Annotated in this window: 14 protein-coding genes; 5 read left to right on the top strand and 9 right to left on the bottom strand. The window is 62.0% G+C overall.

Annotated features, from left to right (window positions below):
- The first annotated feature begins 228 nt into the window (after positions 1-228).
- The 3 genes from gltB to hemE all read left to right on the top strand — a co-directional run bounded on the left by gltB (position 229) and on the right by hemE (position 7,423).
- Positions 229-4,674, top strand: coding sequence for a glutamate synthase large subunit (gltB, locus tag CWC48_RS08360; RefSeq protein ID WP_078046510.1), 4,446 nt, complete (start codon positions 229-231; stop codon positions 4,672-4,674).
- Between the two features lie 32 nt (positions 4,675-4,706).
- A complete protein-coding gene (locus CWC48_RS08355) occupies positions 4,707-6,125 on the top strand; it encodes an FAD-dependent oxidoreductase (protein ID WP_034105894.1) in 1,419 nt (472 codons plus the stop codon).
- A gap of 230 nt (positions 6,126-6,355) precedes the next feature.
- The gene (gene hemE, locus CWC48_RS08350) at positions 6,356-7,423 is read left to right on the top strand and encodes a uroporphyrinogen decarboxylase (protein WP_071492361.1); all 1,068 of its coding nucleotides are present in this window, start codon (positions 6,356-6,358) and stop codon (positions 7,421-7,423) included.
- Between the two features lie 119 nt (positions 7,424-7,542).
- On the opposite strand, the gene CWC48_RS08345 is transcribed toward hemE, so the two are convergent.
- The gene (locus CWC48_RS08345; protein ID WP_250883676.1) at positions 7,543-8,769 is read right to left on the bottom strand and encodes an MFS transporter; all 1,227 of its coding nucleotides are present in this window, start codon (positions 8,767-8,769) and stop codon (positions 7,543-7,545) included.
- 172 nt (positions 8,770-8,941) lie between these two features.
- On the opposite strand from CWC48_RS08345, the gene CWC48_RS08340 reads away from it, so the two are divergent.
- A complete protein-coding gene (locus CWC48_RS08340) occupies positions 8,942-9,835 on the top strand; it encodes a LysR family transcriptional regulator (protein WP_099492896.1) in 894 nt (297 codons plus the stop codon).
- Between the two features lie 87 nt (positions 9,836-9,922).
- The gene (locus CWC48_RS08335; RefSeq protein ID WP_078046513.1) at positions 9,923-10,309 is read left to right on the top strand and encodes a type II toxin-antitoxin system PemK/MazF family toxin; all 387 of its coding nucleotides are present in this window, start codon (positions 9,923-9,925) and stop codon (positions 10,307-10,309) included.
- Between the two features lie 208 nt (positions 10,310-10,517).
- Here CWC48_RS08335 and CWC48_RS08330 read toward each other — a convergent pair whose 3' ends face one another.
- The 8 genes from CWC48_RS08330 to CWC48_RS08295 are packed head-to-tail and all read right to left on the bottom strand — an operon-like array spanning position 10,518 to position 17,017.
- Complete coding sequence (locus CWC48_RS08330) at positions 10,518-10,961, bottom strand: hypothetical protein (protein ID WP_100491670.1); 444 nt, start codon at positions 10,959-10,961, stop codon at positions 10,518-10,520.
- A gap of 26 nt (positions 10,962-10,987) precedes the next feature.
- Complete coding sequence (locus tag CWC48_RS08325; RefSeq protein ID WP_100491669.1) at positions 10,988-12,214, bottom strand: beta-ketoacyl-ACP synthase; 1,227 nt, start codon at positions 12,212-12,214, stop codon at positions 10,988-10,990.
- Complete coding sequence (gene fabG, locus CWC48_RS08320; RefSeq protein WP_078046516.1) at positions 12,214-12,942, bottom strand: 3-ketoacyl-ACP reductase FabG2; 729 nt, start codon at positions 12,940-12,942, stop codon at positions 12,214-12,216. Before fabG ends, CWC48_RS08325 begins: the two co-directional genes overlap by 1 nt.
- A complete protein-coding gene (locus CWC48_RS08315; RefSeq protein WP_100491668.1) occupies positions 12,939-13,400 on the bottom strand; it encodes a hotdog family protein in 462 nt (153 codons plus the stop codon). The genes fabG and CWC48_RS08315 overlap by 4 nt, the downstream gene beginning before the upstream one ends.
- Positions 13,397-14,563 carry a beta-ketoacyl-[acyl-carrier-protein] synthase family protein gene (locus CWC48_RS08310; RefSeq protein ID WP_100491667.1) on the bottom strand — a complete coding sequence of 389 codons (1,167 nt, stop codon included), beginning with the start codon at positions 14,561-14,563 and terminating at the stop codon, positions 13,397-13,399. The genes CWC48_RS08315 and CWC48_RS08310 overlap by 4 nt, the downstream gene beginning before the upstream one ends.
- Complete coding sequence (locus CWC48_RS08305) at positions 14,560-15,042, bottom strand: hypothetical protein (RefSeq protein WP_099492890.1); 483 nt, start codon at positions 15,040-15,042, stop codon at positions 14,560-14,562. The genes CWC48_RS08310 and CWC48_RS08305 overlap by 4 nt, the downstream gene beginning before the upstream one ends.
- Entirely contained in the window at positions 15,039-15,773 is a 735-nt protein-coding gene (locus CWC48_RS08300; RefSeq protein WP_100491666.1) for a class I SAM-dependent methyltransferase, read from the bottom strand. The genes CWC48_RS08305 and CWC48_RS08300 overlap by 4 nt, the downstream gene beginning before the upstream one ends.
- Complete coding sequence (locus tag CWC48_RS08295; protein WP_100491665.1) at positions 15,770-17,017, bottom strand: NAD(P)/FAD-dependent oxidoreductase; 1,248 nt, start codon at positions 17,015-17,017, stop codon at positions 15,770-15,772. The genes CWC48_RS08300 and CWC48_RS08295 overlap by 4 nt, the downstream gene beginning before the upstream one ends.
- Between the last annotated feature and the right edge of the window lie 14 nt (positions 17,018-17,031).

Below are 17,031 nucleotides of genomic sequence, written 5' to 3'. Positions count from 1 at the left end.
CAGAATTAAAAAAGTTTTGACTAGCACAGCATATCGCTTTAAACCTTTCATAAATGCGACATAGATTTGCGACATTTCGTCGCTAAATTTGTGAGCGTCTGTGTCGGTGTGTACAATGACCTCCCTTTTGCCCCCGCTAAGCCGGCGTACGTTCGGCGTGGAAGGTAACCGGTTGAATTGAAAAGAAATTTGCCTCGGTATAAGAGGCAGCCTGGTGAGAAAGTGTCTATGAAAGCAGGTCTGTACCAACCCGATGAATTCAAGGATAACTGCGGTTTCGGCCTGATAGCCCACATGCAGGGCGAGCCCAGTCATACCCTTTTGCAAACGGCCATCGAGGCCCTGACCTGCATGACCCACCGCGGTGGGATCAACGCCGACGGCAAGACCGGTGACGGTTGCGGCTTGCTGATTCAAAAGCCCGACCAGTTCCTGCGCGCTGTCGCAAAAGAGCAATTTGCTGTCGACCTGCCCAAGCAGTACGCCGTGGGCATGGTGTTTTTCAACCAGGACCCGGTCAAGGCCGAAGCCGCTCGCGAGAACATGAACCGCGAGATCCTGGCCGCCGGCCTGCAACTTGTCGGCTGGCGCAAAGTGCCGATCGACACCAGCGTGCTCGGCCGCCTGGCCAATGAGCGCCTGCCGCAGATCGAACAAGTGTTCATCGCAGGCGAAGGCCTGAGCGACCAGGACATGGCGATCAAGCTGTTCACGTCGCGTCGTCGCTCGTCCGTGGCCAACGCCGCCGACGCCGACCACTACATCTGCAGCTTTTCCCACAAGACCATCATTTATAAAGGCCTGATGATGCCGGCGGACTTGACCGCCTTCTATCCAGACCTGAGCGATGAGCGCCTGCAAACCGCAATCTGCGTGTTCCACCAGCGCTTCTCCACCAACACCCTGCCGAAATGGCCGCTGGCCCAGCCATTCCGCTTCCTCGCCCACAACGGCGAGATCAACACCATCACCGGCAACCGCAACTGGGCCGTGGCCCGTCGCACCAAGTTCGCCAATGACCTGATGGACCTTGAAGAGCTCGGCCCACTGGTCAACCGCGTGGGTTCCGACTCTTCCAGCATGGACAACATGCTCGAACTGATGGTCACCGGCGGCATCGACCTGTTCCGTGGCGTGCGCATGATCATTCCGCCAGCGTGGCAGAACGTCGAGACCATGGACCCGGACCTGCGTGCATTCTACGAGTACAACTCGATGCACATGGAGCCGTGGGACGGCCCGGCTGGCGTGGTCATGACCGACGGCCGCTACGCGGTGTGCCTGCTCGACCGTAACGGTCTGCGCCCGGCGCGTTGGGTCACCACCACCAACGGCTTTATCACCCTCGCGTCGGAAATCGGCGTGTGGAACTACAAGCCGGAAGACGTGATCGCCAAAGGCCGCGTAGGCCCTGGCCAGATCCTGGCCGTGGACACCGAGACCGGGCAGATCCTCGACACCGACGCCATCGACGACCGCTTGAAGTCGCGTCACCCGTACAAGCAATGGCTGCGCAAGAACGCCCTGCGCATCCAGGCGACCATGGAAGACAACGACCACGGTTCGGCTTTTTATGACGTTGACCAGCTCAAGCAGTACATGAAGATGTACCAGGTCACGTTCGAAGAACGCGACCAGGTGCTGCGTCCGCTCGGCGAGCAAGGCTACGAGGCGGTCGGTTCCATGGGCGATGACACGCCAATGGCGGTGCTGTCCCAGCGCGTGCGCACGCCGTACGACTATTTCCGCCAGCAATTCGCCCAGGTGACCAACCCACCGATCGATCCGCTGCGCGAAGCCATCGTGATGTCCCTGGAAGTCTGCCTCGGTGCCGAGCGCAACATCTTCCAGGAATCGCCTGAGCACGCTTCCCGCGTGATCCTCAGCTCGCCGGTCGTTTCCCCGGCCAAGTGGCGCTCGCTGATGACCCTGGAGCGCCCGGGCTTCGACCGTCAGATCATCGACCTGAACTACGACGAGAGCCTCGGCCTTGAAGCCGCGGTGCGCAACGTCGCCGACCAGGCTGAAGAAGCCGTGCGTGCCGGTCGTACCCAGATCGTGCTGACTGACCGTCACATTGCCCCAGGCAAGCTGCCGATCCACGCCTCCCTGGCCACCGGCGCGGTGCACCACCGCCTGACCGAGAAAGGCCTGCGCTGCGACTCCAACATCCTCGTGGAAACCGCCACCGCTCGCGACCCGCATCACTTTGCGGTACTGATCGGCTTCGGCGCCTCGGCGGTGTACCCGTTCCTCGCGTACGAAGTGCTGGGTGACCTGATCCGTACCGGTGAAGTGCTGGGCGACCTCTATGAGGTGTTCAAGAACTACCGCAAGGGCATCACCAAGGGCCTGCTGAAGATCCTGTCGAAGATGGGCATCTCCACTGTCACCTCGTACCGTGGCGCCCAGCTGTTCGAAGCCATCGGCCTGTCCGAAGAAGTCTGCGAGCTGAGTTTCCGTGGCGTGCCAAGCCGTATCAAGGGTGCGCGTTTTGTCGACATCGAAGCCGAACAGAAAGCCCTGGCAGCCGAAGCCTGGAGTGCGCGCAAGCCAATCCAGCAAGGCGGCCTGCTCAAGTTCGTGCACGGTGGCGAATACCACGCGTACAACCCGGACGTGGTCAACACCCTGCAGGCCGCCGTGCAGCAGGGCGACTACGCCAAGTTCAAGGAATACACCGCGCTGGTGGACAACCGCCCGGTGTCGATGATCCGCGACCTGTTCAAGGTGAAGACCCTGGACACGCCGATGGACATCAGCGAAGTCGAGCCGCTGGAATCGATCCTCAAGCGCTTCGACTCCGCCGGTATCTCCCTGGGCGCCTTGTCGCCTGAGGCTCACGAAGCCCTGGCCGAAGCCATGAACCGCCTGGGTGCGCGTTCCAACTCCGGCGAAGGCGGTGAAGACCCGGCGCGCTACGGCACCATCAAGAGCTCGAAAATCAAGCAGGTCGCGACTGGCCGTTTCGGTGTAACCCCGGAATACCTGGTCAACGCCGAAGTGCTGCAGATCAAGGTGGCCCAGGGCGCCAAGCCCGGTGAAGGCGGCCAGCTGCCAGGCGGCAAGGTCAACGGTCTGATCGCCAAGCTGCGTTATGCAGTGCCGGGCGTGACGCTGATTTCGCCTCCACCGCACCACGACATCTACTCGATCGAAGACTTGTCGCAGCTGATTTTCGACCTGAAACAAGTCAACCCGCAGGCCCTGGTCTCGGTGAAACTGGTGGCAGAAGCCGGCGTGGGCACCATTGCCGCTGGCGTGGCCAAGGCCTATGCCGACCTGATCACCATCTCCGGCTACGACGGCGGCACCGGCGCTTCGCCGCTGACCTCGATCAAGTATGCCGGTGCACCGTGGGAACTCGGCCTGGCCGAAACCCACCAGACCCTGCGCGGCAACGACTTGCGCGGAAAGGTTCGGGTACAGACCGACGGCGGCCTGAAAACCGGCCTCGACGTGATCAAGGCCGCGATCCTCGGTGCCGAAAGCTTCGGCTTCGGTACTGCGCCGATGATCGCCCTTGGCTGCAAATACCTGCGCATCTGCCACCTGAACAACTGCGCCACCGGCGTCGCGACCCAGAACGAGAAGCTGCGCAAGGATCACTACATCGGTACCGTCGACATGGTGGTGAACTTCTTCACCTACGTCGCCGAAGAAACCCGTGAGTGGTTGGCCAAGCTGGGTGTGCGCTCCCTCGAAGAGCTGATCGGTCGTACCGACCTGCTGGACATCCTTGAAGGCCAGACCGCCAAGCAGAACCACCTGGACCTGACGCCGCTGTTGGGCAGCGACCACATCCCGGCGGACAAGCCACAATTCTGCCAGGTGGACCGCAACCCACCGTTCGACAAAGGCCTGCTGGCCGAGAAGATGGTCGAGATGGCTTCTTCCTCGATCAACGATGCCAGCGGTGGCGAATTCGCCCTGGATATCTGCAACTGCGACCGTTCGATTGGCGCCCGCATCTCCGGCGAAATCGCGCGCAAGCACGGCAACCAAGGCATGGCGAAAGCGCCGATCACTTTCCGCTTCAAAGGCACTGCGGGCCAGAGCTTTGGCGTGTGGAACGCCGGCGGGCTGCACATGTACCTGGAAGGCGACGCCAACGACTACGTAGGCAAGGGCATGACCGGCGGCAAGCTGGTGATTGTTCCGCCTAAAGGCAGCGTCTACAAGACCCAGGACAGTGCCATCATCGGCAACACCTGCTTGTACGGCGCCACCGGTGGCAAGCTGTTCGCCGCCGGTACCGCCGGTGAGCGTTTCGCCGTGCGCAACTCCGGTGCCCACACCGTGGTGGAAGGCACTGGCGATCACTGCTGCGAGTACATGACCGGGGGCTTTGTCGCGGTACTGGGCAAGACCGGTTACAACTTCGGCTCGGGCATGACCGGCGGTTTCGCCTACGTGCTTGACCAGGACAACACCTTCGTCGACAAGGTCAACCACGAGTTGGTCGAGATCCAGCGGATCAGCGGCGAAGCCATGGAGTCCTACCGGAACCACTTGCAGCACGTGCTGGACGAGTACGTCGAGGAGACTGGCAGCGAATGGGGCCGTAACCTCGCCGAAAATCTCGATGATTACCTGCGTCGTTTCTGGCTGGTCAAGCCCAAGGCTGCCAACCTGAAATCGTTGCTTTCCAGCATCCGTGCCAACCCGCAGTGATATGCGCCTGAAGAGTTTGATGAGGTTTTAACATGGCTGAACGTCTGAATAACGACTTCCAGTTCATCGATGTCGGGCGCAAAGATCCGAAGAAGAAACTGTTGCGTCAACGCAAGAAAGAGTTCGTGGAGATCTACGAACCCTTCAAACCCCAGCACTCGGCCGACCAGGCCCACCGCTGCCTGGGGTGCGGTAACCCGTATTGCGAATGGAAGTGCCCGGTGCACAACTTCATTCCCAACTGGCTGAAGCTGGTGGCCGAGGGCAACATCCTTGCCGCTGCCGAGCTGTCGCACCAGACCAACACCCTGCCGGAAGTGTGCGGCCGGGTGTGCCCGCAGGACCGTCTGTGCGAGGGTGCCTGCACCCTTAACGACGGCTTCGGCGCGGTGACCATCGGTTCGGTGGAGAAGTACATCACCGACACCGCGTTCGCCATGGGCTGGCGTCCGGACATGTCCAAGGTCAAGCCGACTGGCAAGCGCGTCGCGATCATCGGCGCGGGCCCGGCGGGCCTGGGCTGTGCCGACGTGCTGGTGCGTGGCGGCGTGACACCGGTGGTGTTCGACAAGAACCCGGAAATCGGCGGTTTGCTGACCTTCGGCATCCCCGAGTTCAAGCTGGAAAAAACCGTGCTGAGCAACCGCCGTGAAGTCTTCACCGGCATGGGTATCGAGTTCCGACTCAATACCGAAATCGGCAAGGACATCACCATGGAGCAACTGCTCGAAGAATACGATGCGGTATTCATGGGCATGGGCACCTACACCTACATGAAAGGCGGCTTTGCCGGTGAGGACCTGCCGGGCGTGTATGACGCGCTCGACTTCCTCATCGCCAACGTCAACCGCAACCTGGGCTTTGAAAAGTCGCCGGAAGATTTCGTCGACATGAAAGGCAAGAAGGTCGTGGTGCTGGGCGGTGGCGACACCGCGATGGACTGCAACCGCACGTCGATCCGCCAGGGCGCCAAGTCGGTGACTTGTGCCTATCGCCGTGACGAAGCCAACATGCCCGGCTCGCGCAAAGAGGTGAAGAACGCCAAGGAAGAAGGTGTGAAATTCCTCTACAACCGCCAGCCGATTGCAATCGTCGGTGAAGACCGCGTCGAAGGCGTGAAGGTGGTCGAGACCCGTCTCGGCGAACCGGACGCCCGTGGTCGTCGCAGCCCCGAGCCGATCCCGGGTTCCGAAGAGATCATCCCGGCGGACGCCGTGGTCATCGCTTTCGGCTTCCGCCCAAGCCCGGCGCCGTGGTTTGAACAGTTCCAGATCCAGACCGACAGCCAGGGCCGCGTCGTAGCCCCGGAACAAGGCCAGTACAAACACCAGACCAGCAACCCGAAAATCTTCGCCGGTGGCGACATGGTGCGCGGTTCTGACCTGGTGGTGACGGCGATCTTCGAAGGCCGCAATGCCGCCGAAGGTATCCTGGATTACCTGCAGGTCTGATCTGAAATACGCTCAAATGTGGGAGCTGGCTTGCCTGCGATAGCGGTGTAACAGTCACAGGATGTATCGACTGATCCACCGCAATCGCAGGCAAGCCAGCTCCCACATTGGTTTCCAGCGTGTTCAAGAGATTGCGACAAATTGACCCGATAGACAAAAGGCACGGCGCATTCCGTGCCTTTTGCGTCTGGCTCTGAGAAAATGCCCGCACTTTTTTTGCGGATGCCGACATGACTGCCCTCAAGAACGACCGTTTCCTTCGTGCCCTGCTCAAGCAACCCGTGGACGTCACCCCTGTGTGGATGATGCGCCAGGCCGGTCGCTACCTGCCGGAATACCGCGCCAGTCGCGCCAACGCCGGCGACTTCATGAGCCTGTGCATGAACCCGGAGTTCGCCTGCGAAGTCACGATGCAGCCGCTGGACCGCTACCCACAACTGGACGCGGCCATCCTCTTCTCCGACATCCTCACCATCCCTGACGCCATGGGCCAAGGCCTGTACTTCGAAACCGGCGAAGGCCCGCGTTTCAAGAAAGTCGTCAGCACCCTGGCCGATATCGAAGCCTTGCCGATCCCCGATCCGCATAAAGACCTCGGCTACGTGATGGACGCCGTCAGCACCATCCGCCGCGAGCTTAACGGCCGTGTGCCGCTGATCGGCTTCTCCGGCAGCCCCTGGACCTTGGCCACCTACATGGTGGAAGGCGGCTCGTCGAAAGACTTCCGCAAGACCAAGGCCATGCTCTACGACAACCCACAGGCCATGCACCTGCTGCTGGACAAGCTGGCGCAGTCGGTCACCTCTTACCTCAACGGCCAGATCATGGCCGGCGCTCAGGCGGTGCAGATCTTCGACACCTGGGGCGGCAACCTGTCGGCGGCGGCGTACCAGGAGTTCTCCCTGGCCTACATGCGCAAAATCGTCAGCGGCCTGATCCGCGAACACGAAGGCCGCAAAGTGCCGGTAATCATGTTCACCAAGGGTGGCGGCCTGTGGCTGGAAAGCATTGCCGACGCCGGTGCCGACGCCCTGGGCCTGGACTGGACTTGCGACATTGGCGAAGCCCGCCAGCGCGTGGGCAACCGCGTCGCGCTGCAAGGCAACATGGACCCGACGGTGCTGTACGCCAAGCCGGAAGCCATCCGCACCGAAGTTGGCCGCATCCTCGCCAGCTACGGCAAAGGCACCGGGCACGTGTTCAACCTCGGCCATGGCATTACTCCGGAAGTGAACCCGGAGCATGCCGGCGCGTTCCTGCGCGCGGTGCATGAGTTGTCGGCGCAGTATCACGAATAACACGCAAAACAAATGTGGGAGGGGGCTTGCCCCCGATGGCGGTGTACCAGTCAGTACAACTATGACTGATCTACCCTCATCGGGGGCAAGCCCCCTCCCACATTAAAAGCCAGAGACACTCAGGCCTTCGCTTGCCCCAACGGCGGCAACTTCGCCAGCTTCAACGCCACCAGCAACGCGCCAATCAACAGCGCCACGATAAACGCCCCAATCCCGTTCCACCCGGCAAAGTGCCAGAAGAATCCGCCCGCCGTCCCCGCAATACTCGACCCCACGTAGTAGCAGAACAGGTACAGTGACGATGCCTGCCCCTTGGCTTTCACCGCGCGGCGGCCGATCCAGCTGCTGGCCACCGAGTGGGCGCCGAAGAAGCCGAAGGTGAAGATCAGCATGCCCGGCACCACCAGCCACAGCGGGGTGAACAGGGTCAGGGCCATGCCGGCCAGCATCAGTACGATGGTGCCCCACAGCACGCGACGGCGCCCGAGGCGGTCAGCCAGTGAGCCGATTTTCGCCGAGCTGTAGATGCCCGAGAGGTACACCAGCGACAGCAGGCCGACCACGGCTTGGCTCAGGTCGTAGGGATCGGCCAGCAGGCGATAGCCGATGTAGTTGAACATCGTCACGAACGCGCCCATCAGCAGGAACGCTTCGAGGAACAGCCAGGGCAGGCCCGCGTCCTTGAAGTGCATGACGAAGCCATCCACCAGGCTGCGCGGCTTGAGGCTGGTGGCGCGGAAGTTGCGCGATTCGGGGAGGATTTTCCAGAACACCGTGGCCGCGATCAGCGCCAGGGCGCCGATGATCAGCATTGCGGTGTGCCAACTGACAAAGTCGATCAACACGCCGATGATCAGGCGCCCGCTCATGCCGCCGATCGCGTTACCGCCGATGTACAAGCCCATGGCCAGGCCGATGTGCTGCGGGTGGATCTCTTCGCTCAGGTAGGTCATGGCCACGGCGGCCAGGCCGCTCAGCGACAGGCCCACCAGCGCACGCATCAGCAGGATGCCTTCCCAGGTCGGCATCAAGCCGCTGGCGATGGTCGCCAATGCGGCACAGAACAGCGCAGACACCATCACCGGCTTGCGTCCCAACCGGTCGGAGATCGGCCCGGTGATGAGCAAGCCGAACGCCAACATCGCCGTGGCCACCGACAGGATCAGGCTGCTCTGCGCCGCATTGATGGAAAATTCGTGGGACAGCGCCGGCATCATCGGCTGCACGCAATACAGCAGCGCAAAGGTAGCGAAACCGCCGGAGAACAGCGCCAACACCGTGCGCATGAACATCGGCGTGCCTTTTTCGATGTACGCGTCATTGAGCTGGGCCACCACCTCATCCAGGGCAGTGGGCGGGACTTCTTGAGCGAGTGGAGCGACAGCAGCTTTCACGGGGACCTCGGGGAGGAAGAGCGTACCAGGACCGGCAATGCAAAAAAGAATATAGCTCCCTAATGATTCTTTCCAATATATTGTTCGACCTGTTTGATAGCTTTAACGACCTAATGAGGCTTGCATGGAATTGCGTCACTTGCGGTACTTCATTGCCGTCGCCGAAGAGTTGCATTTCGGCCGGGCTGCACAGGTGCTGGGCATCTCGCAGCCGCCGCTGAGCCAGCAGATCCAGGCGCTGGAACAGGAGGTGGGGGCGCGGCTGTTTGAGCGGACCAATCGTCGGGTCGAGCTGAGCGAGGCGGGACGATTGTTTTTGCAAGAGGCGCGGCTGGTGCTGGCGCAGGTGGACAAGGCGGCGGATGTGGCGCGGCGGGCGCAGTTGGGTGAGCTGGGCGAACTGAAGATTGGCTTCACCTCGTCGGCGCCGTTCAATTCCAGCATTCCCCAGGCGATCTTTGCGTTTCGCCAGGCATTCCCGGCGGTGCATCTGAACCTGCAGGAGATGAGCAGCACCGAAGTGGCCGAGTCGCTGGTGGATGAGTCGATCCAAGTGGGCCTGATGCGGCCGCTGCCATTGCCGGATTCGCTGGGTGTGGTCGAGCTGATGCGTGAGCCGCTGGTGGCCGTGTTGAACGCCGGGCACCCGCTGGTGGAGGGCAGTGAACGTGGCTTGCACCTGGCGCAATTGGCACAGGAACCGTTTGTGTTTTTCCCGCGCACCTACGGCAGTGGTCTCTATGCCCAGTTGCTCAACCTGGCGCGTGATGCCGGCTTCAGCCCGCACTTTGCCCAGGAGGCCGGGGAGGCGATGACCATCATCGGCCTTGTGGCGGCGGGCTTGGGCGTGTCGGTGCTGCCGGCGTCCTACCAGCGCATTCGTATCGATGGCGTGGTGTATCGCACGCTGCTGGATCAGGAGGCGGTGACGGCAGTGTGGCTGGTGCAACGCAAGGGCGCGCAGACGCCCATGGCAGAGGCGTTTGTGGAGTTGTTGACGCGCAAGGCCTCGGTGTAGAGGTGCTCACATATCAGGTAACGCAAGCTGCTTAGCGATTCGCGGGAAAGTTACGCAGAATCGCTTTTTCTCAAGCGAGTGATATGGATGGCACTTCTCTATCAGCCCAAGGAGGGCAGCGTGTTGATTTGTGACTTTCGAGGCTATGAGGTCCCGGAAATCATAAAGATCCGCCCGGTCATTGTGATACGCAAGCACCGAACCAATAAGTTGTTGGTGACGGTTGTGCCGTTGAGTACTACTGCGCCGCAGACGGTTCTGGATCACCACTGCCAGCTTGATAGTCATCTTCCAGGAGCAAGCCCTATCTGTTGGGCGAAATGTGACATTGTGGCAACCGTCAGCTTGGGAAGGCTCGACCGAATCAAAATCAAAGATCGTCATGGCAAACGAACTTACAAAATCGCTGAGCTCACTTCTGATCAGCTTCTAGCAATAAAGGCGGCGGTGCGCAGCGCGTTGGGGTTGCGCTGAGGGACGAACGGCACTTTGCCACAGGTTGCCGTAAAGTTGTTTTCAGGCATACTGCCCACGTTCCCGAAAGGGGCTTGTGAGACTCTGAGGATCCTGGGCAACCAGCAATTGCAGAGCCAGGCAGGAAGCGGCGATGACAAGCCAACCTGTTTGTGAAGAGGGCGCCGAAAGGCGCCCTTTGTCGTTTCTGTAGAGCCTGAATTCGTTTTTACTTGGTGGTGCCGGTTTGTTCGAACAACTGCGCCGCCGTCCCGGCCTCATTCACGCCATTGCTGCGCAACCCCGCCATGATGTCGCTGTCCAGATTGTTCACCCAACGGTTGTAGTTGCGATGGATCTTGCCGTCCTTGTAGCCCAGTTCGCGGCTGTCGCGGTAGGTGATGGCGTAGCTGGTGCGGGTGTAGCGGATGTCGATGGCCGCGTAGTACTGGTTACGCACGTTGATCTCGGCCTGTACCAGCTGCGGGCTCAGGCGTTGTACCGTCCATTCGCGTTTTTGCAGGGCGTTGACGATCACCGTTTTCATTTTTTCTTCGCTGACCTGGGTGTCGGCCGGCAGGTTGTGCTGGGTGTTGAGGATCGGCTTGCTGGTGCAACCGGCGGTGACCAGCAGGGCCAGGGTGATCAGGGTGACGCGTAGCAAGGAAGACATTCCGTATTCTCCAATCGATTAAAAAGTCAGGACCAGCGGCGGAAGATCAGCGACGTGTTGACGCCGCCAAAGGCAAAGTTGTTGTTCATCACGTAGTCGTGGTGCATCTCGCGGAATTCACCTTGCAGGTAATCCAGCTCGCCGCATTGCGGGTCTACCGCATCCAGGTTGAAGGTGTGCACGTACTGGTCGCGGTTCATCATCTCGATGCTGAACCATGACTCCAGCGCGCCGCAGGCGCCCAGGGTGTGGCCGAGAAAGCTCTTCTGCGAACTGATGGGCATGCGGCTGCCGAACAGGCTGCTGGTCGCAAGCGTCTCGGCGATATCGCCCTGGTCGGTGGCGGTGCCGTGGCCGTTCACGTAGCCGATCGCGTTAGGCTCAAGCCCGGCATCTTCGAGGGCCAACTCCATGGCGCGGCGCATGGTTTTCTGCTCCGGGCGGGTGGTGTGCTGGCCGTCGGCATTGCTGCCAAAGCCAACGATTTCGGCGTGGATATGCGCACCGCGCGTCAACGCATGTTCCAGCTCTTCGAGCACCAGCATGCCGCCGCCTTCACCGATCACCAGGCCATCGCGGCCGCTGTCATACGGGCGCGGGCTGGTCTGCGGGGCGTCGTTTTTCAGGCTGGTGGCGTAGAGCGCGTCGAACACCATGGCTTCGGTCGGGCACAGCTCTTCGGCGCCACCGGCGAGCATCAATGGCAGGCGCCCGAACTTGATCGCCTCATAGGCATAGCCGATGCCCTGGCTGCCGCTGGTGCAAGCGCTGGACGTGGGGATCAGCCGCCCGGTGAGGCCAAAGAAGATGCTGATATTCGCCGCCGTGGTGTGCGGCATCATGCGCACGTAGGAATTGGCGTTCAGCCCCTCCGCGACCGAGTTCAGCAGCATATTGCCGAACGCCTTGATCTCGTCGGTGCTGCCGGTGGACGAGCCGCAGGCCACGCCCATGCGTCCGTCCTTGATCGACTCATCGCCGAGCAAGCCGGCGTCCTGCAACGCCTGCTCGGCGGCCCATACCGCCAGGCGCGAGACACGGCCCATGCTGCGCAGTTGCTTGCGCGTCCAATGGGCGGGCACGACAAAATCGTCGATCGGCCCGGCCAGGCGCGTGTTCAATTCGGTAAAGCGGTCCCACTCGTCCATGCGCCGAATGCCGCTGCGGTTGGCGCGGAAGTTGGCGGCGATGGTGTCCCAATCGCTGCCCAGTGAGGTCATGCCGGCCATGCCGGTGACGACGACGCGTTTCATCAGCACAGGCCTCCATTCACGGCCAGGACCTGGCGCGTGATGTAGCCTGCCTCGGCCGACATCAAGAAATTCACCGCGCCGGCTACCTCTTCCGGCGTGCCCATGCGTTGCGCCGGGATCATCTTCATCAATTCTTCCACCGGCACGTTTTCATCCAGCATGGCGGTGTCGATCAAGCCCGGAGCGACGCAATTGACGGTGATCTTGCGCTTGCCCAGCTCGATTGCCAGGGCCTTGGCCGCGCCAATCAGGCCGGCTTTCGAGGCGCTGTAATTGACCTGGCCGCGGTTGCCGATCAAACCGGAAACCGAGGTGATGCAGACGATACGCCCAGCCGCACGACGACGAATCATCGGCATCATCACCGGGTGCAGCACGTTGTAGAAACCGTCGAGGTTGGTGCGCATCACTACGTCCCAATCGTCTTCCGACAGGGCCGGGAACGCACCGTCACGGGCCAGGCCGGCGTTGAGCACCACGCCGTAATAGGCGCCATGTTGCTCCACGTCCGCCTCGAGTATCTGCTTGCACAGCGCGCGATCCGCCACGTCGAATTGCAGCACCCGCGCCTTGCGGCCCAGGGCTTCAACTTCGGCCTGCACCGCATCGGCGTCGCTACGGCCACTGCGGCAATGCAGCACGATGTCATGCCCGGCCTGGGCCAGGCGCAGCGCAATGGCGCGGCCAATGCCACGGCTGGAGCCGGTGACCAGTACGGATTCAGTCATGGCGTCACGTCCTTCGATTCTTCTAAATAGTTGGCCGCCTGGGGCGGTCGAAATACATTCAAGCGGGCGCTGGCCTGGATCCCGTCGCCGGTCAGGTGGCATTCGAACACACCCATGCCATTCTCGTCTTCCAGTGAGCGCAGACCGTGGATGCTCAGCTCGGCACCGGCCGGGAAGTGCTCCACGTTGCACTCGAACTTGCGTGTGCCGAGCAGGAAGCCGAGTTCCACGGCTTCACCCTTCTGGCGTGCGCGGCAACCAGCGTAGGCGGCAACACTTTGCGCCATCAACTCGATGCCGACCCAGGCCGGCAGGCTGCCATCGGGGCGATTGAACAGGCCGCCAGGCTTGACCGTGGTGCGGGTGCGGACCTGCTCTTCATCGAACGACAGCACCTGATCGATCAGGATCATGTCGCCCGCATGGGGCAGCAGTTCGGCGAGTGGCCAATCGATCATGGGGCCCCTCCGATTATCAGGCTGACATTGTTGCCGCCGAAGGCAAATGAGTTGCTCATCAGGCAGCGTTTTTCCAGGGTGGCGCCGGCGGTGGCCCATTGCAAAGCGGGCAGTGCGGGGTCGGCCTGGCCGTCCCACACATGCGGTGGCAGCCGGTTGTGAACCAGGCTCAACCAGCAGAACGCCGCTTCCAGCGCGCCGGCTGCGCCCAGGGTATGGCCGCTCATGGGTTTGGTCGAGGAGCAGGCCACGCCTTGGGGGAACAGGCTGGCGACGGCCAGGCTTTCCATGGCGTCGTTATGCTGGGTGGCGGTGCCGTGCAGGTTCAGGTAACCGATCTGCCCAGGCTGCAAACCGGCACTCGCCAAGGCCTTGCGCATGGATTGCAACGCGCCTTTGCCGGTGGGTTCGGGGGCGGAGATATGGTGCGCATCGCAACTGGCGCCGCTGCCCAGCAGAGCGATGGGCGCGTGTTCCTTGCTCATCAGAAACAGCACCGCCGCTTCGCCGATGTTGATGCCGTCGCGGTTGACTGAAAACGGGTTGCAACGCTCGTTCGACACCGCTTCCAACGAGCTGAAGCCGTTAAGCGTCAGCTTGCACAGGCTGTCGACACCGCCGCAGATCACGGCATCGCACACACCCAGGTCCAGCAGGCGCTGGGCGCTCATCAGCGCGCGGGCGCTGGAGGTGCAGGCGGTGGAGATCACATAGGCCGGGCCGCTCAGTTGCAGCCAGTCAGCCAGGAAGTTCGCCGGAGCGCTGAGTTCCTGTTGCTGGTAGTCGTAGTCGCCGGGGAACTGGTGTTCGCGCAAAAAATGCGCGATGCCCCGGCTGGCTTCGTCGATACCCGAAGTACTGGTGCCAAGCACGATGCCGACGCGTGATGCGCCATAGGTGTGGATCGCCTGGCGGATCTCGCCTTCGATCTGCAGCGCCGCTTCCAGCAACAACTGGTTATTGCGGCTGCTTTGCTGGCCCAGCTCGGTGGGGATGGTTGCCAACTCACCCTGCACACCGGCCACCGGCAGCACGCGCTCCGGCACCCAGCCGCCTTCGGCGCGCATGCCGGAGCAGTCACCGGCAAACAGGCTGCGGCTGACCTCCGCCTGGCCACGGCCGAGTGCGCAGATCACGCCCAAGGCGTTGAGGTAGGCGCTCATCGTGCGACTCCGAGCGGTGTGATGCGATAGCTCAGCGGCTGCCCGCTGATGTTCACACTGAATACCTCGGACGATTGATACACAATCTGCCAATGGCCCGGCAGGGTACGCGTCAAGTCCATCGCCTGCGCGCTGGGGTAGAGGGCGCGCACGTCATCCGGCGCGGTCAGCGCAAACAGCAGCGCGGCAAACAATTCGCGCGCCTGCGGATTGGGCGGCAGCAAGCCATCGGCCTGCCATTCGCCATTGATCAGCTTTTGCCGCGCCTGGGGGATGCCCAGCGGGTCCATCATCGACCACCGGATGCCACCGCCTTCGCGCTGGATCACCAGCAGCCAGTCCTGGCTCTGGCCGTCGGCCAAGCGCTGCACATGCAGTTGCAGCGGCAAGGCCAGGGCCGGGGTTTTCTCGGGCAGCGGTGGCTGGCTGGCGCAGGCGCTGAGCAGCAACAGGCAACCCATCAACAGGTAGCGCATCATGGCGCGGCACTCGCCAACGGTTTGCGTGCCACGCAGTTGACCAGGGTTTCTTCGCGCTGGCCCACCGGTGGCGCCTTGCGCAGGCCCCAGCGTTCCAGCAGGCCGAAGTCGCTGGAGCGGCTCCACCACAAGTACGGGTATGAGACGTTCTGCGGGCCGAATTCAAAGCCCTGCTCGCGGAGCATCTCCAGGTATTCTTCGGCGCTCTTTTGCACGTGCATCGGGTGGCGGAACAGCCAGCGGATGACCCAGGTGTCGATGTAGGCTTCGGTGGACTCGGCAAACAATAAATAGCCACCCGGCTTGAGCACGCGGTAGAACTCTTTGAGCGCGCGATGCTGCTCGACCAGGTGGTGGAAGGTCTGGTGGCAGAACAGGATATCGACACTTTCGTCCGGCACTTGCAGGGTGGCGCAGTCGCTGCCGATCAACTCGATGGCCAAGCCCTGGCGCGCCGCTTCTGCACGGCTCAGCTCCAGGCTGTGAGGGTCGGCGTCCAGGCCAATCAGGCGCTCAGGGACGAACACCTGCTGCAACAGCTTGAAGGACTTGCCCTGGCCACAACCGGCGTCCAGCAGCACCGGCGCTGCTGGCAAGGGCTCGGTGAACAGGCTGCGCAGATCGTTGATCGCCACGCGCAGCACGTGATGTTGCCAGGTATGGCTGCGCAGGAACCAGAAGCCGAACTTGGTTTCTTCGACGTAGTTCTTACTCAAGTACTGACTGCTCACGCTGCATCCCCTGCACAAATTTCCGACAACATCCGTAACCGCCGCTTGGGCTCACTCACAAACGGGTTGCGCTCATCCCACGCGTAACCGGCGAGGATCGAACTGATCATCCGGCGAATATCCGGCGAGCTGCCGGGATGGAAGATCACGTCCTGGAACGTCCCGGCGTACCAGCCTTCGACGTAGCAGCGGAAGGTATCGACACCGCGCTTGAGCGGCTCGGCAAATTCGGTTTGCCAGTCCACGGTTTCGCCGTTGAGCTGGCGATGCAGCACACCGGCGGCCATGCTCGCCGAACGCATGGCGATGGTCACCCCGGAGGAGAACACCGGGTCGAGGAATTCCGCCGCGTTGCCCAGCAAGGCAAAGCCCGGCCCGTGCAGGCTTTTGACGTTGGCCGCGTAGCCGCCGATGGTCCGCGCGGGCGTATCCCAGACGGCGTTTTGCAGCACGCCGGACAGGCTTGGGGTTTCATCGATAAAACCGCGCAGGCAGGCATCCAGGTCGCTGTCACGGCCGTCGAAATGCGCTTTGGCCGCGACCACGCCCACCGAGCAGCGGCCGTTGCTGAACGGGATGGTCCAGAACCAGATATCGCGCTTGGTCGGGTGGGTGGTGACCAGAATCTTGGTGCGGTCAAAGCCTGGGTGTTCGATGCGGTCTTCGATGTGGGTGAACACCGCCTGGCGCACCGGAAAATCTGACGGCACGTCCAGCTCCAGCAGGCGCGGCAACACGCGGCCGTAGCCGCTGGCGTCGAGCACGAACGTGGCCTTGAGGTGGTACTCGCTGCCGTTCTCGCGGCGTACGTGCAGGTAGCGGCTCTCGCCGCTGAAATCCACGCCGACGATAGTTTCGCCGTAGCGGATCTCCACACCTTGCTTGGCGGCCTGATCTGCCAGCAGCTTGTCGAACTCGCCGCGCTGGACCTGGAAGGTGGTGGGCTTGCCGTTGCTGAAGGTGTCACCAAAATCAAACGCACTGTAGCGCTCGCCCCAGGCGAACGCAGCACCGGTTTTCACCTGGAAACCCGCCGCCTGCACAGCCTCCAGCATGCCGGCTTCTTCGATAAAGTCGATGCAGTGTGACAGCAGGCTTTCGCCAATCGAGAACCGCGGGAAATGCTGGCGCTCGATGATCAATACATCATGCCCTTTGCGCTTTAACAGCGCGGCGGCGATGGCCCCGGACGGACCGGCACCGATCACCACCACCTGGCGACGTTCCATTTCAACTGTGGGCACGAGGGCTCCTTGCC

This window comes from Pseudomonas sp. S10E 269, assembly GCF_002798465.1.
GTDB lineage: Bacteria > Pseudomonadota > Gammaproteobacteria > Pseudomonadales > Pseudomonadaceae > Aquipseudomonas > Aquipseudomonas pergaminensis.
Note: the sequence above shows the minus strand (reverse complement) of the source record. Positions and strands in the feature narration are given on the sequence as shown.